Annotated in this window: 22 protein-coding genes and 1 pseudogene; 12 read left to right on the top strand and 11 right to left on the bottom strand. The window is 72.6% G+C overall.

Translation table 11 applies throughout. The features are described 5' to 3' along the window. The first annotated feature begins 133 nt into the window (after window positions 1-133). From AW274_RS23895 to AW274_RS23905, 3 genes are all read left to right on the top strand, one after another. A complete protein-coding gene (locus tag AW274_RS23895; RefSeq protein ID WP_062436465.1) occupies window positions 134-1,144 on the top strand; it encodes a LacI family DNA-binding transcriptional regulator in 1,011 nt (336 codons plus the stop codon). A 1-nt stretch (window position 1,145) separates the two neighbouring features. After that, on the top strand, window positions 1,146-2,291 hold the full coding sequence (locus tag AW274_RS23900) for an MFS transporter (RefSeq protein WP_062436467.1): 1,146 nt from the start codon (window positions 1,146-1,148) through the stop codon (window positions 2,289-2,291). Window positions 2,292-2,356: 65 nt separating this feature from the next. After that, entirely contained in the window at window positions 2,357-3,430 is a 1,074-nt protein-coding gene (locus tag AW274_RS23905) for a DUF5685 family protein (RefSeq protein WP_062437886.1), read from the top strand. Window position 3,431: 1 nt separating this feature from the next. Here the strand turns inward: AW274_RS23905 and AW274_RS23910 are convergent, their stop codons facing one another. Continuing rightward, the gene (locus tag AW274_RS23910) at window positions 3,432-3,824 is read right to left on the bottom strand and encodes a nuclear transport factor 2 family protein (protein WP_198169378.1); all 393 of its coding nucleotides are present in this window, start codon (window positions 3,822-3,824) and stop codon (window positions 3,432-3,434) included. A 77-nt stretch (window positions 3,825-3,901) separates the two neighbouring features. Here AW274_RS23910 and AW274_RS23915 point away from each other — a divergent pair, with 77 nt between their 5' ends. Next, a complete protein-coding gene (locus AW274_RS23915) occupies window positions 3,902-4,450 on the top strand; it encodes a TetR/AcrR family transcriptional regulator (protein WP_062436471.1) in 549 nt (182 codons plus the stop codon). 101 nt (window positions 4,451-4,551) lie between these two features. Here the strand turns inward: AW274_RS23915 and AW274_RS23920 are convergent, their stop codons facing one another. The 5 genes from AW274_RS23920 to AW274_RS23940 are packed head-to-tail and all read right to left on the bottom strand — an operon-like array spanning window position 4,552 to window position 8,558. Next, window positions 4,552-5,097: a TrmH family RNA methyltransferase gene (locus AW274_RS23920; protein ID WP_062436473.1), complete on the bottom strand. Its 546-nt coding sequence runs from the start codon at window positions 5,095-5,097 to the stop codon at window positions 4,552-4,554. Then, entirely contained in the window at window positions 5,094-5,687 is a 594-nt protein-coding gene (locus AW274_RS23925; RefSeq protein WP_232320316.1) for a class I SAM-dependent methyltransferase, read from the bottom strand. Before AW274_RS23925 ends, AW274_RS23920 begins: the two co-directional genes overlap by 4 nt. 23 nt (window positions 5,688-5,710) lie before the next feature. After that, window positions 5,711-6,658, bottom strand: a complete 948-nt coding sequence (locus AW274_RS23930) for a VWA domain-containing protein (protein ID WP_062436475.1) — start codon at window positions 6,656-6,658, stop codon at window positions 5,711-5,713. Beyond that, the gene (locus AW274_RS23935; protein WP_062436477.1) at window positions 6,655-7,557 is read right to left on the bottom strand and encodes a DUF58 domain-containing protein; all 903 of its coding nucleotides are present in this window, start codon (window positions 7,555-7,557) and stop codon (window positions 6,655-6,657) included. Before AW274_RS23935 ends, AW274_RS23930 begins: the two co-directional genes overlap by 4 nt. Next, window positions 7,554-8,558 carry an AAA family ATPase gene (locus tag AW274_RS23940; protein WP_062437891.1) on the bottom strand — a complete coding sequence of 335 codons (1,005 nt, stop codon included), beginning with the start codon at window positions 8,556-8,558 and terminating at the stop codon, window positions 7,554-7,556. Before AW274_RS23940 ends, AW274_RS23935 begins: the two co-directional genes overlap by 4 nt. A gap of 188 nt (window positions 8,559-8,746) precedes the next feature. Between AW274_RS23940 and AW274_RS23945 the strand changes: the two genes are divergently transcribed. Genes AW274_RS23945 through AW274_RS23955 form a run of 3 tightly spaced genes read left to right on the top strand, consistent with a single transcriptional unit; the run spans window position 8,747 to window position 11,097 of the window. After that, window positions 8,747-9,439, top strand: coding sequence for a hypothetical protein (locus tag AW274_RS23945; RefSeq protein WP_157520688.1), 693 nt, complete (start codon window positions 8,747-8,749; stop codon window positions 9,437-9,439). A gap of 41 nt (window positions 9,440-9,480) precedes the next feature. Continuing rightward, a complete protein-coding gene (locus tag AW274_RS23950) occupies window positions 9,481-10,332 on the top strand; it encodes a DUF2268 domain-containing putative Zn-dependent protease (RefSeq protein WP_062436481.1) in 852 nt (283 codons plus the stop codon). 48 nt (window positions 10,333-10,380) lie between these two features. After that, a complete protein-coding gene (locus tag AW274_RS23955; RefSeq protein WP_062436483.1) occupies window positions 10,381-11,097 on the top strand; it encodes a sulfite exporter TauE/SafE family protein in 717 nt (238 codons plus the stop codon). Here the strand turns inward: AW274_RS23955 and AW274_RS23960 are convergent. Both AW274_RS23960 and AW274_RS23965 read right to left on the bottom strand, forming a co-directional pair. Then, window positions 11,033-12,241 (bottom strand): MFS transporter, encoded by a 1,209-nt coding sequence (locus AW274_RS23960; protein ID WP_062436485.1) that lies wholly within the window; start codon window positions 12,239-12,241, stop codon window positions 11,033-11,035. The genes AW274_RS23955 and AW274_RS23960 overlap by 65 nt on opposite strands. Before the next feature lie 11 nt (window positions 12,242-12,252). After that, window positions 12,253-13,011, bottom strand: coding sequence for a DeoR/GlpR family DNA-binding transcription regulator (locus AW274_RS23965; RefSeq protein WP_062436487.1), 759 nt, complete (start codon window positions 13,009-13,011; stop codon window positions 12,253-12,255). 56 nt (window positions 13,012-13,067) lie between these two features. On the opposite strand from AW274_RS23965, the gene AW274_RS23970 reads away from it, so the two are divergent. Then, window positions 13,068-14,036, top strand: a complete 969-nt coding sequence (locus tag AW274_RS23970) for a helix-turn-helix transcriptional regulator (RefSeq protein ID WP_062436489.1) — start codon at window positions 13,068-13,070, stop codon at window positions 14,034-14,036. A 164-nt stretch (window positions 14,037-14,200) separates the two neighbouring features. Then, window positions 14,201-14,956, top strand: coding sequence for an alpha/beta fold hydrolase (locus tag AW274_RS23975; protein ID WP_062436491.1), 756 nt, complete (start codon window positions 14,201-14,203; stop codon window positions 14,954-14,956). On the opposite strand, the gene AW274_RS23980 is transcribed toward AW274_RS23975, so the two are convergent. Further along, window positions 14,946-15,917: an aldo/keto reductase gene (locus AW274_RS23980; protein WP_062436493.1), complete on the bottom strand. Its 972-nt coding sequence runs from the start codon at window positions 15,915-15,917 to the stop codon at window positions 14,946-14,948. The genes AW274_RS23975 and AW274_RS23980 overlap by 11 nt on opposite strands. A gap of 120 nt (window positions 15,918-16,037) precedes the next feature. On the opposite strand from AW274_RS23980, the gene AW274_RS23985 reads away from it, so the two are divergent. Then, on the top strand, window positions 16,038-16,511 hold the full coding sequence (locus AW274_RS23985) for a pyridoxamine 5'-phosphate oxidase family protein (RefSeq protein ID WP_062437893.1): 474 nt from the start codon (window positions 16,038-16,040) through the stop codon (window positions 16,509-16,511). A 197-nt stretch (window positions 16,512-16,708) separates the two neighbouring features. After that, window positions 16,709-17,044: pseudogene (locus AW274_RS42125) on the top strand (NUDIX domain-containing protein); the annotation flags it as partial. A gap of 36 nt (window positions 17,045-17,080) precedes the next feature. On the opposite strand, the gene AW274_RS23990 reads toward AW274_RS42125, so the two are convergent. Continuing rightward, window positions 17,081-17,854, bottom strand: a complete 774-nt coding sequence (locus AW274_RS23990) for an SDR family NAD(P)-dependent oxidoreductase (protein ID WP_062436495.1) — start codon at window positions 17,852-17,854, stop codon at window positions 17,081-17,083. Then, entirely contained in the window at window positions 17,823-18,353 is a 531-nt protein-coding gene (locus AW274_RS23995; protein ID WP_063813574.1) for a MarR family winged helix-turn-helix transcriptional regulator, read from the bottom strand. The genes AW274_RS23990 and AW274_RS23995 overlap by 32 nt, the downstream gene beginning before the upstream one ends. Window positions 18,354-18,491: 138 nt before the next feature. On the opposite strand from AW274_RS23995, the gene AW274_RS24000 reads away from it, so the two are divergent. Further along, entirely contained in the window at window positions 18,492-21,692 is a 3,201-nt protein-coding gene (locus tag AW274_RS24000; RefSeq protein ID WP_062436497.1) for an efflux RND transporter permease subunit, read from the top strand. The last annotated feature ends 23 nt before the right edge of the window (window positions 21,693-21,715 follow it).

Here is a 21,715-nt window from a genome sequence, read left to right on the forward strand (position 1 = left end):
CTACCAAACCGATAGACATAACGGGTAGGGGACCCCGGAGAGCTCGATGATCGGGACGAATGTGGCGAACCTCCGGAACCGGCCCGGATCCGCTCTGGAAGAGAGAGCGCTCTCGCTCCTATAGTCCGGGAGCATGCGGCACCGCAGACCCACCATCGAGGACGTGGCCCGCGAGGCCGGCGTGTCGCGCGCCACGGCCTCGCGCGCGATGAACAACCTGCCCGGCGCGTCCACGGCGACGCGGGCCCGGGTCGCCCGCGCGGCCGGGGAGCTCGGCTACCGGCCCGACCCGGCCGCCCGCGCGCTGGCCTCCGGCCGCCGGACGGCCGTCGACCTCCTGGTGGTCAACTACGACCCCGACCTCGTCGCCATCGGCGGGCACCCCTACTTCGGCCGGGTCATCGCCGGGATGACGACGGCGCTCGACGGCACCGACGTCCACCTGCGCGTCCACGTGACCCCCCTCGACCGGGCCGCCGCGACCGTCGATTCGGTGGCGCGGGAGACGACGGTCGGGGCGGTGCTCGTCAACGTCACCCCCGACCTGGCCGAGCGATTCCGGCGGCTGTGCCCGCAGGTGGTCTCGCTCAACACCCCCGCGCCGCCGGTGCCGCTGGTGGCCTCGGAGAACACCGCCGGGGCGTACACCGCGCTGGCGCACCTGCACCGGATCGGCCGCCGCCGGATCGCGGCGATCCACGGGCCCGCCGTCAACGCGTGCGCGACCAGCCGCCGCGCCGGCCACCTCGGCCTCGTCGCCGACGCCGGCCTGCCCGACCTCGCCGACCGGGGGGAGTTCACCCGCGAGGGCGGCTACCGGGCGGCGGCCCGGCTCCTCGCCCTGCACCCCGACCTCGACGGCCTGTTCGTCGCCAGCGATCTGATGGCCGCCGGGGCGGTGCAGGCGCTCACGGCGGCCGGGCGGCGCATCCCCGACGACGTCGCCGTGGTCGGCTTCGACGACAGCATCGCGGCGATCTGCTCAAACCCGCCGCTGAGCACGATGCGGCTGCCGGTGGAGGAGATGGCGGCCACGGCGACCCGCGCCCTGCTCGACGGCGACCTGGCCCCCGGCTGGCTGAGCGGTTTCCCGGTCGGGCTCGTCACCCGCCGGAGCACCGACCCGGCCGCGGCGCTCTGCTGACATGCCCGTCGCGGTCGCCGTCAGGGCGACGAACATCGTCTTCGCCGCCTGCGGGCTCCTGCTGGCGAGCTGGGTGACCCGCATCCCGCAGCTGCGCGACCATCTGCAGCTCGACCCGGCCATGCTCGGCTGGGTGCTGCTCGGCGCCGCCGCCGGGGCGCTGCTGTCCCGGCCGCTGTCGGGGGCCATCGTCAACCGGCTCGGCCAGCGGCGCGCGGTCGCCGTCACGGGCGTGCTGGCCGCCGCCGGGCTCGTGGTCATCGGGCTCGGCGACGTGACCGGCCTGGCGGTGCTGGTGGCCGGGCTGCTCGTCGTCGGGTTCGGCACCGCCGTGTGGGACGTGGCGATGAACGTCCAGGGAGCCGAGGTGGAACGGGCCCTGGGACGTTCGGTGATGCCCCGGTTCCACGCCGCCTTCGCGGCCGGGACCGTCGCGGCCGCCGCGCTGGGCGCCGCCATGGTCGCCCTGCGGGTGCCGGTGGTGCTCCACCTGACGGCCGTCGCCGTCCTCGTGGCCGTGGCCGTGCCGCTCGCCGCCCGCGGTTACCTGCCCGACGTCCGCCACGTCCCCGAGCCGGGGTCCCGCGCGGTCCGCGCGTGGCGGGAGCCGAGAACCCTCCTCATCGGCGTGTACGTGCTGGCCTTCGCCTTCGGCGAAGGCGCGGCCCACGACTGGCTCGCGGTCGCCCTGATCGACGGCCACGGCGCGCCCGCGGCCGTGGGCACGATCGGCTTCGCCGTCTTCCTGGCCGCGATGACGATGGTGCGCTGGTGGGGCGCGGGACTGATCGACCGGTACGGCCGGGTCACGACGCTGCGTGTGCTCGGCGCGACCACCATCACGGGCCTGCTGCTGTTCGTCTTCGGCCCGACCCTGCCGGTCGCCCTTTTCGGGGCGGCGTTGTGGGGGGTGGGCATCGCGTTCGGCTACCCCGTCGCCATGAGCGCCGGAGCCGACGACCCCCGGTACGCCGCCGCCCGCGTGACCGTCGTGTCCACCATCGGCAAGCTGGCCGCCTTCACCGGCCCGCCGCTGATCGGCTGGATCGGCGACCACACCTCGGTGCTGCGGGCCCTGCTGCTGGTCGTCGCCCTCCAAGGGGTGGCGCTGCTCGTCGCCGGCGCGACCCGGAAACCGGCGACCTGAACTCTCCAAGCGGCGTGCAAGTGATCCCTGCCAAGCTGATCCAGAAATTTCTGGAAAGGATCACCTTGTTCGGGATTGTTCGCCCCTGCAAGCACAACCTGTGCGGCGGCCTCTTCGCCGAGTGGACGGCCCACCTGTGCGGCCTGTGCGTGGCCCTCCGCGACGAGCACGGCCACGCCGCCCGCCTGGTCACCAACTACGACGGCCTGCTGGTCTCGGTCCTGACCGAGGCCCAGTCGGAACGGACCCGGCGCCGCCGCGCCGCCCCCTGCCCCCTGCGCGGGTTCAAGGGCGCCGACATCGCGCAGGCGGAGGGCGTCCGGCTGGCCGCCGCCGTGTCCCTGATCCTGGCTTCGGGCAAGCTCAGGGACCACATCGAAGACGGCGACGGCCCCTTCGACCGCCGTCTGGTCGCCGCGGGCGGCACGAGACTGGCCGGCCGCTGGTCGCGGGCGGGCACGGCCACGGCCGGGGCGCTGGCCTTCGATCCGGGGCCGCTGCTGGTGGCCGTCCAAGAGCAGGCACGGCTCGAACGCCTCCCGGCCCCCTCGCTCCTCCAGCTGACCGCCCCGACCGAGGAGGCCGTCGCGGCGGCGTTCGGCCACACGGCGGTGCTCGCCGGGAAACCGGGCAACCGGGAGACCCTGGAGGAGCTGGGCCGCTACTTCGGCCGGCTGGCCCACCTCCTCGACGCCGTCGAGGACCTGGACGAGGACCGGGAGCAGGGCGCCTACAACCCGCTGGCCGCCTCCGGCACCGACCTCGCGACCGCCCGCCGGCACTGCGACGAGGCGGTCGCCGGGCTGGGCCTGGCCGTCGCCGACCTCGACCTCGAACGGCGCGGCCTGGTCAGGGCCCTGCTCGTCAGGGAGACCGGCCGCGCCGTCGGCCGCACCTTCGCCGAGGCTGAGGCGTCGAGGAAGGACCGCCGCCTCAAGCGCGACCCCGGCGGCCTGACCTCGTTGCTGTGCACGTCGGCGGCCTGCTGCACCTGCGGCCTCTACCGCCCGCCGTGGGACGAGGACCGCGACAAGTCGTGCACCGAACGCTTCGACTGCGGCGGCTGCGAGATCTGCTCGGGGTGCTGCGAGTGGTGCTCGGGCTGCGGCAAGTGCTGCGACTGCTCCTGCGACTGCTAGGTCACGAGCGCAGGGCGCCCACGGCCGTCGCGTCCATGTAGTCGCGGGTGTGCACGATCCGGCCGTCGCGGGCGCGGATCACCAGGAGACCGGGGACGGTGTGCGGCCTGCCGTGCACCGTGACGTCCACCTCGTGTTCCACGACGACGACGTCCGGGTCGCCGCCCTGGTGCAGGGAGACGCGCCGGACGCGCACGACCTCGGCGGGGGAGGACCCCCAGCTCAGGCCGTATCCGGCCCGGATCTCCTCGCGGCCGGTGTAGCGCTCCGGCATGCCCGGCAGGCGGAACGGGAACTCGTGCACGCCGTCTTCGGCGTAGAGGTCGGCGAGGTCGTCGGCCGACTTGTCGCGCATGGCGGCGTGGAATCTCTCGACGATCCGGACGATGGACACGGGGCCTCCTCGGATGGGTTCGCTCAACAACCGTAGAGCGAAAAACGGGGTTCGGTCAACGCCTGTAGAGTCGGCGCATGACAGTGTCCCGGGCCGAACGCCGGCAGCGGAGCGAGCAGCGCATCCTGGGCGCGGCACGCACGCTGTTCGCCGAGCGCGGTTTCGAACGCACCACCATCCGGGCCGTCGCCGCCAGGGCGGGGGTCGACCCGGCGCTGGTCATGCAGCACTTCGGCACCAAGGACGACCTCTTCCGGCGGGCCGTCCAGGCGCCGCCGCCCGACGAGCGGGCCGAGAGCCCCGAGGGGCTGGTCGACCACCTGCTCGACACCCTCGGGCTGAAGATGGGCGGTCTCTCGGAGCAGTCGCTGGCGATGATGCGCTCGATGCTCACCCACCCCGACGCCTCCGCGACGGCCAGGGCGGCGCTGGGCGCGCAGATCGACCGTCTCGCCGCGGGCATCGACGCACCCGACGCCCGGCTGCGCGCCGCCCTGCTGACCACGATCATGCTCGGGGTGACCGTCGGCCACCAGCTGCTCGACATCGAGGAACTGCGGGACGTCCCCCCGGAGGAACTGGCCGCACTGCTCCGCCCGGTCCTGCACGCCCTCCTGCCCGCCTAGCTCCCGGCCGCATCCGTTGGCGCATGGGCGCGGATCGAGCCGCTACGCCCGCCCAGCCGATACGGGGCAGGCGAGGTTCATGCCCGATCTGACGGCACGTCCTAGAGGGCGGACCACTCCTGGCGGCGGGCCTCGGCCAGGGCGATGGCGGCCGCGACGGCGACGTTGAAGGAGCCGACGCGGCCCACCTGCGGGATGTAGGCGACCGCGTCGGCCGACTCCAGGACGGCGGGGGAGCAGCCGTGGTCTTCGCTGCCGACCACCAGGCACACGTCGCCGGTGAGCTTGGCCTCGTGGAGGGGGAGCGCGTCGCCGGTGAGCTCGATCGCCACGACGGTGAACCCGTCGTCCTTGGCCGCGCGCACCGCCTGGGCGGCGGGGACCGGCTCGTGCCATTCGACCAGGCGGTCGGTGCCCAGGGCGGTCTTCTGCGCCTTGGGGTTGGTCGGCGGGGTGGCGTTGCCGGCCAGCCACACCACGTCGACGCCGAAGGCGGCGGCCGTACGGAAGATGGAACCGATGTTGAACGGCCCGGTGACCGATTCGACGATCATCCCGAGGCGGCCGGCCGTGTTGCGGCGCCAGGTGCGGTTGAGCCGCTTGACGTCGGTCGGGCGGAGCTGGCGGCGCGGGTTCGGGGTGCTCATCTGGCAGGCGTCACTTTCAGGATGCGGTAGGCGGCGCGGGAGGCGTGGCGGGTGGCGGCGTAGCCCTGCTCGGTGAGCCACTTCTGCAGGGAGTCGGAGCCGAGGTGTTTCTGCACGACGAGGTAGGCGGCCCCGTCGGGGAGGAGCCGGTCGAGCCAGCGGGTGAGCATGGCGTGGAGGGCGGGCTTGCCGATGCGGATGGCCGGGTTGGACCAGATCGCGGCGAACCTCACCTCGTCGGGCATCTCGTCGGCGTGTACGCACCTTACTTTGTCAAGGCGGGCGGCCGCGGCGTTGCGCTCGGTGAGGTCGAGTGACCGGCGGTTGACGTCCACGGCCCAGACGGTCGCCTGCGGCGACCGGGTCGCCATGGTGAGCGCGATCGGGCCGTAGCCGCAGCCCAGATCGAGCAGGTCGCCCGCGGCCGGCGGCGGCGGCACCGACTCCAGCAGGATCTTGGTGCCGGTGTCGACGCGGTCGGGGGAGAAGACGCCCCGGTCGGTCTCGAGCCGCAGGTGCAGGTCGGGCAGCACCAGCGCGACCGTGGCGGGCCGGCTCTCGGCCTGCGGCCGTTCGTCGAAGTAGTGCACGGCGTGGAACGTTACCCGAGCTTTCAGGGGATGCGGGTGCCGAGCACCAGCGCCGACCCCGCGACCAGCATCCCGGCGATGACGGCGCCGATGATGAACCGCTGGGTGATCTCCTGGTGGACGACGCGATAGCCGAGGCTGGTGCCGATCTGGGCGTACACCTCGCGCAGTTCGTCGCCCGACTCGGCGGTGTAGGCGCGGCCGTTGGTGCCGTCGGCGAGCGACTGGAGGGTCTGCTTGTTGACCGGCACCTGGACGCTGCGGCCGTCGATGGCCACGGTGCCCTCGGGCGTGCCGTAGGCGATGGTGGAGACCGGGACCTTGCCGCCGGCGGCGGCCTCGACGGCCTCGTTGACCGACCGGCCGCTGGTGTTGTCGCCGTCGGACAGCAGCACGATCGCGGCGGGCGGCGGGTCGGAGGCGGCCTGCTGGTCGAAGGAGCGGATGGCGTCGAGAGAGTTGAAGACGGCCTCGCCGATCGCGGTGCCGGGCCGCGTGGTCAGGTTGCGGATGGTGTTGACCACGGCGGCGTGGTCGGTGGTGGGCGGGATCGCCACGGCGGCCGAGCGGGCGAAGGAGACGACGCCGACGTTGAAGCGCTCGGGCAGGTCCTGGACGAACCGTTCGGCGGCCTGGCGGGCGGCGACCATGCGGGTCGGGGCGACGTCGGCGGCCTCCATCGACAACGAGATGTCGACGGCGATCATGATGGTGGCGCGGTCGCGCGGCACCCGCACCTCGTCGGCGGGCCGGGCGGCGCCGAGCACCAGCAGGCTCATCATGGCCAGGAACAGCCCGGCCGTGAGGTGGCGGCGCCAGCCGGGCTTCTCGGGCGCGACCAGGGCCAGCAGGGCCAGGTTGGTGAAGCGGACCGCGTAGCGGCGGCGGACGAACTGGACGACCACGTAGCCGGCGGCCAGGGCGACCAGCGCGGCGAACAGCCAGAGCCACGCGGGGGACAGGAAGATCATGCGCGGGCCCTCCGGGCCATCAGGTGTGCGGTTCGGCGCTGCCGCAGCACGAACTGGGCGATGTCGGTCATCCAGTCGCGGTCGGTGCGCAGGACGAGGTGTTCGGCGCCGGCCCGGCGCAGCGCGGCCCGGTTGTTCTCCCGCTGCTCGGCGGCGGCCTCGGCGTAGCGTTCGCGGATGGCGCGGGTGAGGTGGATGTCGCGGTGGCGGCCGGTCTCCGGGTCGAGCAGGGTGATGCGGCCGACGTCGGGCAGTTCGAGCTCGCGCGGGTCGATGACCTCGATGGCGAGCACCTGCTGGCGGGTGGCCAGGCGGCGGATGGGGCGTTCCCAGTCGCCGGGGTCGTCGAGGAAGTCGGAGACGACCACGCGCATGCCGCGGCGGCGGTGGGCGGCGGCGAGCATCTCGATCGCGCCGCCCAGGCTGCTGGTGCCCTGCGCGCGGGGGGCGTCGGTGAGCGACTGGAGCAGGCCGAACAGGTTGGCGCGGCCGGGCCGGGCCGGGTAGCGGTGGACCTCCTCGCCGTGCAGGACGTAGGCGCCGAAGCGGTCGCCGACGCGGCTGGACAGGAAGCCGAGCGCGCCGACGGCGTGGATGACCAGGGTGCGCTTGTCCATGTCGGCGGTGCCGAAGTCCATGCTGGCGGTCAGGTCGACTAGCGCCCAGGTCTCCAGTTCGCGGTCGGAGATGAGGTCGCGGACGTGCGGGACGGTGGTGCGGGCGGTGACGTTCCAGTCCATCCGCCGCGTGTCGTCCTCGCCGGGGACGTAGACGCGGGTGTCGCCGAACTCGCTGCCGGGGCCGGGCAGCAGGCCCAGGTGGCCGCCCTGGAGGAGACCGTCGAGGCGGCGCACGACGGTCAGCTCCAGTTTGCGCAGCGCGGAGTCGGCGCCCTTCATCGCTGGCCCTGGTTCCAGACGACCAGCGGCGGCGGCACGGAGTGGAGGATCTGGCGTACGACGTCTTCGGGTTCGATGCCGTCGGCGAGCGCGTCGAAGGTGAGCATGAGCCGGTGGGACATGACGTCGACGGCGACGTCGCGGATGTCGTCGGGCAGCAGGTAGTCGCGGCCGCGCAGCAGCGCCAGGGCGCGGCCGGCGGCGACCAGGCCGAGGGTGGCGCGGGGGCTGACCCCGATCTCGATGGTCTCCTCCAGTTCGCGCAGCCCGTAGTCGGCGGGCGCGCGGGTGGCCATCACCAGGCGGACGACGTAGTCGGCCACCAGCTGGTGGACCGACACGGCCTCGGCCGACTTCTGCAGCGAGAGCAGGCGCGGCGCGTCGAGGATCGGGTCGGGCGTCGGCGGCGTGACGCTCATCCGGTGGAGGATCTCCAGCTCCTCGTTGGCGGTCGGGTGCTCGACGCGGACCTTGAACAGGAACCGGTCGCGCTGCACCTCGGGGAGCGGGTAGACGCCTTCGGACTCGATCGGGTTCTGGGTGGCCAGCACGACGAACGGGCGCGGCAGCGGGTGGGTGACGCCGGCCAGGGAGACCTGGCGTTCGGCCATCACCTCCAGCAGGGCCGACTGCACCTTGGCCGGGGCGCGGTTGATCTCGTCGGCGAGCAGGAAGTTGACGAAGACCGGCCCGAGCTCGACGTCGAAGCGTTCGGTGCCGGGGTGGTAGACGCGGGTGCCGACGATGTCGCTGGGAACCAGGTCGGGCGTGAACTGGATGCGCGCGAACGTGCCGCCGACCACGGTGGCCAGGGTCGAGGCGGCCAGCGTCTTGGCCACGCCCGGGACGCCCTCCAGCAGGCAGTGGCCGCGCGCCAGCAGGGCGACCAGGAGCCGTTCGACCATGTGGTCCTGCCCCACGATGACCCGCCGCACCTCCGCCAGGGCGTCGCGCAGCGCGCCCATGTCGGCGTCGGTCGAGGCGCCGCCACCTGCGGACATGTTCGCCGGCACGACGGACGTGCCCGGCCCTTCATCAGCAACCATCATGCGTGTTATTCAATCGTGACTTGGCGGGAAAGACCATGGTCTCACCCTGCCCGTTGCGATCGCCGGAAACACCCTGTGTGTTTTGATGGGGTGTGGCCACTCCTCTCCAGTATGGCGATCCGCCCCGGCTGGGTCCGTTCGTGCTGCAGGCGCGTCTGCAGACGGCCCCGGCGGGTCTGGTCTACCTGGGGCAGGCGCCCGACGGGCGGGCGGTGTCGGTGGTCGTGCTGACCCGGGGCGCGGCGCTCGACGCGGCGGCCAGGGACCGGTTCGTGACCGGCATCAAGGAGGCCGAGTCGGCCCGGTCGGGGGTGCGGGGCCTGCTGTCGCGGGTCCGCCGCGCGAGTCCGGCCACGCCCTACGTGGTGGCGTGGGACGGCGGTGAGGCGCCGTGGGCGGCGACGCCGTTCGTGCCGGGCGGGCCGGGGGCCGAGAAGTTCCTGGAGCCGGTCATGGTGTCGGGGATGCTGATCGGCGACCGGCACGGCCCCGATTTCGTGCCCTACTGGCTGGGCGACCGCAATCCGGCGCTGCCCGCGCCGCCTCCGCCCGCTCCGCCGCCGACGGCGACGCCGCGCCAGGTGGCGGCGGCCTCGGCGGTGCTGGCCGTGCTGGTGCTGCTGCTCCTGGTCATGGTGTGGTTGTTCCTGTTCCGGGGCGACGACGAGGCGATCCCGGCGCAGCCGCTGCCGCCGACGGTGTTCGTGCCGACCCCGCCGCCGGTGCCCGAGCAGTCGGAGCCGACCCAGCCCTCGCCGTCGCCGGGCCCGAGCGAGGGGGCCAGCCCGACGCCGCTGCCCGGCGGCTCGGACGACCCCGGCGACGCCATCTGAGACTTGAGCCTCACGTAACGGGAGTCCTTAGGGTCGGCCGCGTGAAACTCAACGTGATCGACTCCGTCTCCCGGATGCGCGAGATCCTCGCCGTCCCGCTGCCCGGACGGCCCGCGGCGCTCGGCGACCTGCTCGAACCGATGGCCGCCGCGATGCCGTGGCCGGCCGCCGGCGCGCTCGCCGACTTCCACCACCAGGGGTCCGGGTTCCGCACCGACCGCGACGACGCCCGCTACCTGCCGGCGCTCGACCGGCTCGACGGGGTGCTGCCCCGGATCGAGGCCGCCCTGCACCGGGCGTGGGAGCACCAGAAGGCCGCCGTGCCGGGCATCCGGGTCGCCGACACGGTGAACGTGCTGCTGGTGCTCGGCGACCCCGACGACGCCTATCTGACCGGGACCTGCCACGGCTACTTCGGCGTGGGCGGCTTCCCCGGCTGGATCCATCTCACGATCTGGCCGACCGAGGAGAGCGTCGGGGCGATCGCCGACTGCGCGGTGCACGAGTTCCACCACAACGTGCGGTACGCCAACGTCGTCTGGGACCCGGAGACGGTCCAGCTGGGGGAGCAGATCGTGTCGGAGGGGCTGGCCGACGCGTTCACGGCCGAGCTGGGCGGCACCCCCGGCTACTGGGCGGGGACGCCGGACGAGGGGGCGTACCGGAAGATCGTGGCGAACCTGTCGCTGACGGGGATGGGGAACTTCGCCGCCTACGTCCTCGGCGACGCGGCGGCGGCGCGGTTCGGCGGCACGCCCGTCGGGCTGCCCGCGATGGCGGGCTATCCGGTCGGGCGGCGGATCGTCGAGGCGCACCTGGCGGCGACGGGGCTGAGCGCGGCGCAGTCGACGGCCCTGACCAGCGCGGAGATCATCGCGAACGCGGGTCTATAGTTCTGGCCCGTGACCGGGGGACAAATCGTACTTTTGCTATTGGCCGCAATGGCGGCCGGGTGGGTCGACGCCGTGGTGGGCGGCGGCGGGCTGCTGCAACTGCCCGCGCTGCTGCTGGCCGGGCTGAGCCCGGTCGAGGCGCTGGCGACCAACAAGAGCGCCTCGGTCTTCGGCACCACCAGCGCCGCCTACACCTACGCGCGCCGGACCGGCGTCGACCGGATCGCGGTCCCGGCCGGGGTGGCGGCGGTGCTGAGTTCGGCCGGCGGGGCGCTGCTGGCGGCGCTGCTCGACCCGGCGGTCCTGAAGCCGCTGATCATCGTGATCCTGGTGGGCGTGGCGGCCTTCGTGGCGCTGCGGCCCTCCTTCGGCGCGGTCGCGCTGCCCGACCGGCGCACCCGGGCGCGGGTGGTGGCCGCCGTGCTGGCGGCGGGGGTGGCGATCGCGTTTTACGACGGGCTGGTCGGGCCGGGCACCGGCACCTTCCTGATCATCGTGTTCACGTCGGTGATCGGGATGGACTTCGTGCGGGCCTCCGCCACCTCCAAGATCATCAACATGGGGACCAACCTCGGCGCCATCGCCGTCTTCGCCGCCCAGGGGCACGTGGTCTGGGCGCTGGGGCTGGCGATGGGCGTGGCGAACATCGCCGGCGCCCAGCTCGGCGCGCGGATGGCGCTCAAGCGGGGCGCCGGCTTCGTCAGGGCCGTTCTGCTGACTGTGGTGTCGGCGCTGGTGCTGCGGCTGGGCTGGGATCTGCTGTAGCGACGGGCTTGAGCGCCCCGGCGGCCAGGGCCACGAACAGGGCCATGACGGCCGGCACCCCGAGGGCGAACGGCAGGCCGGTGAGCTCGGCCACGCCGCCGATGAGGACCGGGCCGGCGAGCAGGCCGGCGTACCCGAGGCTGGCGACGCGGGCCAGCGCCCGGCCGCTGGTGGCCGGGTCGCGGTGCCCGGCGGCGGAGAACACCTGCGGGATGATGCACGACAGGCCCGCGCCGAACAGGCCGAAGCCCACGATGCCTGCCACCGGGTGGCCGATGAGCAGCGCGACCAGCAGGCCGGTGCCGGCCAGCGTGCCGCAGCAGCGCACCAGCACGACCGGGCCGAGCCAGGCGGCGAGCCGGTCGCCGGCGAACCGGCCGGCCGTCATCATGATCGAGAAGGCGGCGTATCCGGCGGCGCCGACGCTCTCGTCCGACAGCAGGTCCTCGACCAGGTAGACCGAGCTCCAGTCGGCCATCGACCCCTCGCCGACCAGGCAGCAGAAGGCCAGCACGCCCAGGAACAGCACCCATCCGGCCATCGCGTTGCCGGTCTTGCCGGGCGCCTGCTGCGCCGGGGCGCGCGACAGGTCGAGCTCGTCGGGCAGCGCCATGCGGGCGCAGGCCAGCGACACGGCCAGGATGAGCACGCCGACCGTCGCGAACGTCGCCACCACGCTGGCGCCGGCGTGCGCGAACAGACCGCCGGTGGAGGCCCCGAGGAACCCTCCGACGGAGAAGACGGCGTGGAAGGAGGACATGATCGGGCGGTGGTAGTGCCGCTCGACGATGACGGCGTTGGCGTTCATCGACACGTCCAGCACGCCGTGGACGACGCCGAAGGCCAGCAGCGCGGCGGCCAGCCCGGTCAGGCCCGGCGCGAGCGCGGGCAGCACCAGCACGGGCCCCTGCAGCAGGGCGACGGGGATCATGACGCGGCGGGAGCCGTAGCGGTCGACCAGGCGGCCGACGGCCTGCATGCCGGCGATGGCGCCGGCGGCGATGCCCAGCAGGGCCAGGCTGAGTTCGCCCTCGCTGAGGTTGAGGTCGGATTTGATGGCGGGGATGCGGGAGGTCCAGGTGCCCAGGGCGACACCGGAGATCAGGAACAACCCGTAGACGGCCACGCGGGCGCGCAACAACATGTGGGGGATCCTCAGGCGGTGATGACGGTGACGCCCGCTCCGGTGAGGGCGTCGTGTTCGTCCGGCGGGACGCCGGTGTCGGTGACGACGACGTCCAGGCCCGTGAAGGAGCAGACGGCGCCGAAGGCGGTGCGGGTGAACTTGCCGGAGTCGCAGGCCACGATGACGCGCCGGGCCGAGGCGATGGCGGCCTGCTTGACCGCGACGTCCTCCAGGTCGTGGGCGGTGACGCCGTGCTTGGCCGACAGGCCGCAGCAGCCGATGACGGCGGTGTCGAAGCGCAGCGCCCGCAGCGACGCCTCGGCGAGCGGGCCGACCAGGTTGAGCTCGACCGGCCGGACCTCCCCGCCGGGCATGACGAGTTTCACCCGCGGGGCGGTGGCCAGTTCGTTGGCGCACCGCAGGGCCAGCGGCAGCACGGTCAGCCGGCGGTCGTGCACCGCCCGCGCCACCTCCAGCAGGGTCGAGCCGCCGTCGAGGACGACGGCCTCGCCGTCGGAGAGCAGCCCGGCGACGGCCTGGGCGATGCGCTTCTTGGCGTCGACGGCCTCCAGTTCACGGGCCCCGTAGGGGGGTTCCTCGCCGCGCAGCAACAGGCTGAGCGCGCCGCCGCGGACCCGCCGCACCACGCCCTGCTGGGCGAGTTCGTCGAGGTCACGGCGGATGGTCATCTCCGACACGCCGTAGTGGCCGGCCAGGTCGGCCACCGTGACGCTGTCGGCGGACCGCAGCGTGCTCATGATCGCGTTCAGCCTTTCGGCACTCTCCATGTGTTCATTTGAACATGAACTCTGTTCGATCGGCAATATGGGACAGACTGGGCGTCATGCGTGCCAGCCGGTTGCTCTCCCTGCTGCTGCTCCTGCAGACCCGGGGGCGGATGACGGCGGCGGAACTGTCCGCCGAGCTGGAGGTGTCGGTCCGGACCGTCTACCGCGACATGGACGCGCTCTCGTCGGCCGGCGTCCCGATCTACGCCGACCGGGGGCCCGCCGGGGGATACCAGCTGCTCGACGGCTACCGCACGAAGCTGAACGGGCTGACCGAGGCCGAGGCGTCGTCGTTGTTCCTGGCCGGATTGCCCGGACCGGCCGCCGAACTCGGGCTCGCCGAGGTCGCGGCCGCCGCTGAGCTGAAGCTGCTGGCCGCGCTGCCGCCCGGCCCCCGCTCCCAGGCGGCCCGGATGCGCGAGCGGTTCCTGCTCGACGTGCCCGGCTGGTACCGGGGCGCCGAGGACGTGCCGTTCCTGGCCGAGGTCGCTTCGGCGGTGTGGGAGCAGCGCCCGCTGCGGCTGACCTACCGGCGGTGGGGCCCGGCCGAGGTGCGCCGCGACGTGCTGCCCTACGGCCTGGTGCTCAAGGGCGGGTCGTGGTACCTGGCCGCCGAGTGCGACGGGTCGATGCGCACCTACCGGGTGGCCCGCATCCTGGCCCTGGCCGGGCTGCCGGGCCGGTTCGAGCGGGGCGAGTTCGACCTGCCGGCGTTCTGGGAGCGGTTCTCGGCCGAGTTCGCCGCGCGCCTGTACACCGGGACGGCCCGGATCCGGCTGGCGCCCGGGGGAGAGGGGCTGCTGACGTACACGATCGGGGAGGAACGCGCCGAACCCGCGCTGGCGCTGGCCGAGCCCGACCCCGACCGGCCGGGGTGGAGGGTGCTGGAGATCCCGGTCGAGGGGCTGAACGGCGCGCGGTGGACGTTGTTGCGGCTGGGGGCGCTGATCGAGGTGCTGGGGCCGCCGGATCTGCGCGCGATGATGGCCGAGGCGGCGCTCGGCATGGCGGAGATGTACCGCTGAGACTTACTTTGTAAAGGTGCCGGGCTGGTGCAATGCAAACTTTGCCTGCAAAAAGCCTCGCAGCGACGGTAAATGGTTTGCTCCGGACGGGGCCGGATGGCGACGATGGGCCGGGCGCTCTGCCACGGGGGCGAGAGCGCCCCTTTCAGAAAGGCCGACGTCTGTTGGGTGTCTGGTTCGAGGAGGCCGGTTCCGGGGCTCCTGTCGTGCTGCTGCATTCGAGTGCCGCCGACGCGCGCATGTGGGATCCGCTCTGGCCGGAGCTGACCGCGCGCTTCCGCGTGGTGCGGCTGGACTTCCGCGGCTACGGGCGCAGCCCGTGGGCGGCCCAGGAGCCCTATACCGACGCCGGCGACGTCGCCGAGGTGCTCGACGGGCTCGGCGTGCGCGGGGCGGCCGTGATCGGCGCCTCGCACGGCGGCCGGGTGGCGCTTGAGGTGGCCACCGCGCGTCCCGATCTGGTGGGCCGGCTGATCCTGCTGTGCGCCGGGATGGGCCTGCCGCCGACGCCCGACGTGCGCGCGTTCGGCCAGGCCGAAGACGCCTTCATCGAGGCGGGCGACGTCGAGGGGGCGGTGCGGCTGAACGTCGACACCTGGCTCGGGCCCGAGGCGGGGGAGGCCGAGCGGATCTGGGTGGCGGAGATGCAGCGCAACTCCTTCGAGCTGCAGCTGGCCGCCGATCCGGAGCCGACGGCCGGGCACCTGCCGATCGACCTTTCGGCGATCACGGCCCCGGCGGTCGTGGTGGCGGGGGCGCACGATCTTCCGTACTTCCAGGAGACCGCGCGGGTGATCGCGGCGGGGCTGGCGTCGGCGGAGCTGGTGGAGCTCGCCTGGGCGGGTCACCTGCCCTCCGTCGAGCGGCCCGGCGAGATCACGCGGCTGCTGCTTGACCGGCTCGAGGGTTTCAGTGGTTGAGGGTCGCCATGCCGGCCGCGTTGTAGCGGTCGCCGGCGACGTGGTCGGCGAGGTCGCCGAGGCGGGCCAGTTCGTCTCCTGACAGGGTGAGGCCGGCGGCGGCGACGTTCTCCTCGACGCGGGCGGCGCGGCGGGTGCCGGGGATCGGCACGACGTCGTCGCCCTGCGCGAGCACCCAGGCGAGGGCGATCTGGGCGGCGGTGGCGTGGTGGGCGCGGGCGACGGCGGTGACCTCGCCGACCAGGGCCATGTTGGCGGTGAGGTTGGCGTCCTCCCAGCGGGGGTTGGTGCGGCGGAAGTCGTCTTCGCGCAGGTCGCCGAGGTCGACGGCGCCGGTGAGCAGGCCGCGGCCGAGGGGGCTGTAGGGGACCAGGCCGATGCCCAGTTCGCGCAGGGTGGGCAGCAGGTCGGTCTCGATGTCGCGGGTGAACAGGGAGTATTCGTACTGCCCGGCGGTGATCGGGTGGATGGCGTGGGCGCGCCGCACGGTCTCGGGGGCGGCCTCGGAGATGCCCAGGAAGCGGACCTTGCCGGCCTCGACCAGTTCCTTCATGGCGCCCCAGGTGTCCTCGACGGGCACGGCGGGGTCGACGCGGTGCTGGTAGTAGAGGTCGATGTGGTCGACGCCGAGGCGGCTCAGGGAGGCGTCGGCACTGGCGCGCACGTAGTCGGGGTGGCCGTTGATGCCCAGGCGGGTGCCGTCGCCGGCGCGCTGGATGCCGAACTTGGTGGCGATGACGACCTGGTCGCGGCGGTCGCGGACGGCGCGGCCGACGAGCTTCTCGTTGGTGAAGGGGCCGTAGGCGTCGGCGGTGTCGAGCAGGGTGACGCCGAGGTCGAGGGCGCGGTGGATGGCGGCGATGGATTCGGCGTCGTCCCCGGGGCCGTAGAAGTCGCTCATGCCCATGCAGCCGAGGCCGAGCGCGGCGGTGGTGAGGTGGCCGAGTGTGCGCGTCTCCATGTCTACTCCTCACTTACTTTGTAAAGCCGGTGGGCTGTTCGTTTACCCTGACCCACTCTTCACAACCTATCCGCGACGGGTGAGCCGATTTTGTCGGTGGCGGGGTGCACTATGGCGGGCATGGCCTCGTGGCAGGAGATCGAGAACGACGCCCCTGAGTTCGCAGCGCGCTTTCTGCGGCTGTTCGACGCGGGCAAGCACAAGACCATGGCGACGCTGCGCCGTGACGGCTCGCCGCGGATCAGCGGCACCGAGACCCAGTTCACCCAGGGGGAGTTGTGGCTGGGGTCGATGACCAAGGCGGTGAAGGCGGCCGATCTGCTGCGTGATGGCCGCATGGCGCTCCACGGCCCGACGACCGATCCGGGTGAGGAGGGGTCGGGCACCTGGCCGGGCGAGGCGAAGTTGTCGGGGCGCGCGGTGGAGGTCACCGATCCGCAGGTGGTCAAGGCCGTGGTGGGCGGGGATCCGGGGGAGTCGCACCTGTTCCGGGTGGAGATCGAGGGTGCGGTGATCACGCGGGTCGACGAGGCGATGCTGGTGATCGAGAGCTGGGCGCCGGGCCGCGGGGTGAGTGTGGTCCGGCGTCGTTAGTGCCCCATCGGCCGCCCGTGTTCTTCCCCTTCTTCGGGCGGCCGATGGGTACGGGTCTTTTCTTTCCGTTACGGCTTCGCGTGGCCGGCGCCGACGGCCGGTGTCCGGTGCGGGGTGAGGGGCGGCGCGAACCGGCGGTGTCCGGTCCGGGTGGTCACGGGTGACGGCGGGGAGGCGGGGGCGTGACTGTTCGGATCGTGACGGCGGTTCTGCGTGACGGCGATCGGGTGTTGTTGTGCCATCGCAACGCGGGGCGCCGCTGGTATCCCGATGTGTGGGATCTGCCGGGTGGTCATGTCGAGGACGGGGAGGCGCCGGAGGCGGCCCTGGTCCGGGAGCTTCGTGAGGAGCTGGGCGTCGCCGTGCCGCCGCCGTCGGGCCCGCCGCTGCGGGTGGTCCGGACGGCGGCGTTCCACCTGCGGGTCTGGCTGGTGGAGCGGTGGGCGGGGACTCCGGTGAACGCGGCGCCGGAGGAGCACGACGATCTGGCGTGGTTCGGGGCGTCCGAGCTCGCCGGTCTGCGGCTGGCGCATGAGTCGTTTCTGCCGATGCTTCTCGCGTGCGTGGGGTCAGGTGATGGAGAAGCCGCCGTCGACGCAGATGTTCTGCCCGGTGACGAAGGCGGCGGCGTCGGAGGCGAGGAAGACGGCGATGCCGGCGTAGTCGTCGGGGAGGCCGTTGCGGCCGACGGCGTGGCGGGCGGCGAGGGCGTCGACGCGGCCGGGGATGGCTTGCACGGCTTCGGTGAGGGGGGTGAGGACGAAGCCGGGGAGGATGGTGTTGGCGGTGACGCCGTGGCGGCTCCAGGCTTCGGCTTGGGAGCGTGACAGGCCGCCGATGGCGGCTTTGGCGACGCCGTAGGCGCCGCTGTTGCCGAAGGCGCGGTGGGTCTGCTGTGAGCCGATGTTGATGATGCGGCCCCAGCCGCGTTCGGCCATGCGGGGGGCGTGGTGCTGGCCGAGGTGGTAGGGGGCGGTGAGGTTGACGGCGATGGTCTGCTGGTAGTCGTCGGGGGTGAGGTCGCCCATGGGGTGGCGGATGTTGTTGGCGGCGCTGGTGACGAGGATGTCGGTGTCGGTGACGGTGTCGCACAGGCGGGTGAGGTCGTCGGGGTCGCCCATGTCGGCTTGGACGGCGGTGGCGGTGATGCCGTGGTCGCGGAGCCGGGTGAGGGCGTGGTCGAGCTGGGGGCGGCGGCGGGCGGCGATGGTGATGTGGGCGCCGGCGCCGCCGAGGGCGCGGGCGATGGCGTAGCCGATGCCGCTGCTGCCGCCGGTGATGAGGGCGGTGCGGCCGTGGAGGCCGAACAGGTCAGTGAGGTAGGGGGCGCCCGCAGGTGTCATGAGGGTTCACCCTATCGCCGGAATCGTCGGATGATCCGAGTTCTTCGGTGATGACTTCGCTGATGCGCCGCATGACGCGGCTCATGTCGCGCAGGGTGTCGGTGTCGAGGCGGGTGAGGAGCTGGCGCCAGTTGCTGGCGCCGGCGTCGAGCATGTCGTCGGTGAGGGTGCGGCCTTCGGTGGTGAGGGTGAGGCGGCGGACGCGGCGGTCGGCGGGGTCTTCGCGGCGGGTGAGGAGGCCGTGGGCGACGAGGCGGTCGACGATGCCGGTGAGGGTGCCGAGGCCGATGCCGAGTTCGCGGGCGAGTTCCTGGCCGGAGGCCGACTCGTGGAACGACAGGGCGACGATGACCTTGAGCTGCTGCATGGTCAGGGTGGTGGCGAGCAGGGGGAGGGAGCGGTCGCGGGCGAAGACGCGTCCGAGGAGGCGCTGGGTGTCGGCGATCCAGTCGATGAGCTGCTCGCGTTCGTCGCCGTCTGTCGTGTCGTGTGTTTTCACGCTGGCCTTCGGTGGGCGGTCGCAAACCTGAGAAGGTTATCAGGAATGCCACGTGACATTAAATATTCGTACGACGCGAAGTGTTAGGGTGAGCCGCACTAATCTTCCGGCCGACCTTCTGTCAAGGAGCCTTCGCGCATGACCTTCCTGGCCAGGCTGAGCCTCGCCAACCGCACTCTTGTGATCATGATTGCGGTGGTGGCCAGCGCTCTCGGCGCCTATGCCATCCCCTCGTTGAAACAGCAGCTGTTCCCGTCGCTGGAGTTCCCGGGGGCGTTCGTGGTGGCGCCGTATGCCGGCGCCGCGCCCGACATCGTCGAAGACCAGGTGACCAAGCCTATCGAGAGCAGCTTCCAGGGCATCGCCGGGGTGACGGAGATCTCCTCCACCTCGCGTGAGGGCATGGCCTCGATCCAGGTGGCGTTCGAGTTCGGCACCGACATCGACGAGGCCATCGGCCAGATGGAGCAGGCGATCTCGGGCATCGAGGCGCAGCTCCCGGCGACGGTCGACCCGCGGGTGATCGCGGGCGGCACCGACGACATCCCGGTGGTGGTGCTGGCGGCCTCCGGCGCTGATGAGGCGACGCTGCTCGACCGGCTGGAGCAGACGGCGGTGCCGTCGCTGCGGGGAGTCGACGGCGTGCGGGAGGTGGAGGTCACCGGCGCGCGCGGCAAGCAGGTGACGATCACGCCCGACACCGAGGAGATGCTGAAGAAGGGGTTGTCGCCGGCGGCGATCCCGGAGCTGCTGCGCGCCAACGGCGTGGCGATCCCGGCGGGGTCGATCAGCGAGGACGGCCGTAACCTGACCGTCCAGATCGGCGACCGCGTGGCGACGGTGGAGGACCTGAAGAACCTCTACCTGGCTCCGCCGGCCGCGCCCGCGCAGCCGCAGGCGCAGGTTCCGGGCCGTCCCGGCGCGGCGACGGGCCAGGCGGTGCGGCCGCCGGCGCCGCCCAAGCCGGTGGCGCTGGGGTCGGTGGCCGACGTCGAGGTGGTCGACGACTCGGCCACGACGCTGACGCGGACCGACGGCAAGCCGAGCCTGGGCGTGTCGATCACGATGAAGCCCGATGGGAACGCGGTGGCGATCTCCCATGACGTGCGGGATCTGATGCCGGAGCTGACGACGGCGCTGGGGTCGGGGGCGACGCTGACGGTGGTGTTCGACCAGGCGCCGTATGTGGAGCGGTCGATCCACGACCTGACGACCGAGGGCCTGCTGGGCCTGGCGTTCGCGGTGATCATCATTCTGATCTTCCTGCTGTCGATCCGGTCGACGCTGGTGACGGCGGTGTCGATCCCGCTGTCGGTGGTGATCGCGCTGATCGCGTTGTGGGTGGGCGACTACTCGCTGAACCTGCTGACGCTGGGCGCGATGACGATCGCGGTCGGGCGGGTGGTCGACGACTCGATCGTGGTCCTGGAGAACATCAAGCGTCATCTGGGCTACGGCGAGCCGAAGCGGCAGGCGATCCTGAGCGCGGTGCGTGAGGTGTCGGGCGCGGTGACGGCCTCGACGCTGACGACGGTGGCGGTGTTCGCGCCGATCGCGTTCGTGGGCGGCATGGTGGGCCAGTTGTTCTCGCCGTTCGCGGTGACGGTGACGGTGGCGCTGCTGGCCTCGCTGCTGGTGTCGCTGACGGTGATCCCGGTGCTGGCGTTCTGGTTCCTGAAGGCGCCGGCGGTGTCGCCGGAGGAGGCGCGCCGGGTGCGGGAGGAGGCCGAGGCCAAGGAGCTGCGCTCGCCGCTGCAGCGCGCCTATCTGCCGGTGCTGCGGTTCGCGACGCAGCGCCGCTGGGTGACGCTGGCCATCGGTGTGGTGATCTTCATCGGGACGATGGCGCTGGCGCCGAACCTGAAGACGAACTTCCTCGACTCCTCCGGCCAGGACACGGTCAACATCACCCAGCGGATGCCGGTGGGCACGAACCTGGCGGCCACCGACGAGGCGGCCGGCGCGGTGGAGCGGGTCCTGGCCGACGAGCCGGGTGTGGCGTCCTACCAGGTGAACGTCGGCGGCGGGAACCAGTTCATGGGCGGGGCGGGCGGCAGCGCCGACCGGGCCTCGTTCTCGGTGACGCTGGCCGACGACGTCGACGCCGACGCGCTGCAGGAGGGGCTGCGGGAGAAGTTCGCGGCGCTCGGCTCGGGCGTGGGCGAGATCACGGTCGGCGGGGGCGGCGGCGGGGGCGGTCTGGGGTCCAACCAGATGCAGGTGATCCTGCAGGGTCCCGACGTCGACCAGCTGGCGGCGGCGTCCAAGACGGTGGTGGCGGCGCTGGCCGGGGTGCCGGGGCTGCGGGATGTGGCCTCCAACCTGGAGGACAGCGCCGAGCGGATCGAGGTCCACGTCGACCGCGAGAAGGCGGCGGCCAAGGGCCTGACGGAGGCGGGGATCGGCCAGCAGGTCGCCCAGGCGTTCCGGGGCGCTCCGGTGGGGTCGATCGACATCGACGGCCGGGCCGCCGACATCGTGCTGCGCACGGGTGACACGCCCGAGAGCCTGAAGCAGGTCGAGGACCTGGAGATCGCCTCGGCGACCGGCATGGTGAAGCTGACCGACGTGGCCGAGGTCGCCAAGAACGGCGGCCCGACGCAGATCAGCCGTCTCGACGGCGAGCGCACCGCGACCGTGTCGGGCGCGGCCGACGCCTCCAACCTGGGGGCGGTCACGACCGAGGTGACGGCCGAGCTCGACGGGCTCACGCTGCCCGCCGGGGTCACCGCCACCGTCGGCGGCGCCTCGGCCGACCAGGAGGAGGCGTTCGCCGACCTGGGGCTGGCGATGGTGCTGGCCATCGCGATCGTCTTCATGATCATGGTGGCGACGTTCTCGAGCTTCGTGCAGCCGCTGATCCTGCTGGTGTCGATCCCGTTCGCGGCGACCGGCGCGATCGGGCTGCTGCTGATCACCGACACGGCGCTGGGCGTGCCGGCGCTGATCGGCATGCTGATGCTGATCGGCATCGTGGTCACCAACGCGATCGTGCTCATCGACCTGATCAACCAGTACCGCGAGCAGGGCATGGGCGTCGTGGAGGCCGTCATGGAGGGCGGCCGCCGCCGGGTGCGCCCGATCCTGATGACGGCGCTGGCCACCATCGGCGCGCTCACGCCGATGGCGGTCGGGCTGACGGGGTCGGGCGGGTTCATCTCGCAGGCGCTGGCGATCGTCGTCATCGGCGGCCTGGTGTCCTCGACGCTGCTGACGCTGGTCCTGGTGCCGACGCTGTACGTGATGGTCGAGCGGACCAAGGAGCGGTTCAGCCGCACCCCCAAGCACGAACGCCGCCTGGAGGTGTACGAGGAGGAGGCGCTGGCCCCCACCCGGTAAGCGCGGGGGGATGCGCGGCTTCG

Origin of the sequence: Herbidospora daliensis (genome assembly GCF_001570585.1) — a bacterium.
GTDB classification, from domain to species: Bacteria; Actinomycetota; Actinomycetes; order Streptosporangiales; family Streptosporangiaceae; genus Herbidospora; species Herbidospora daliensis.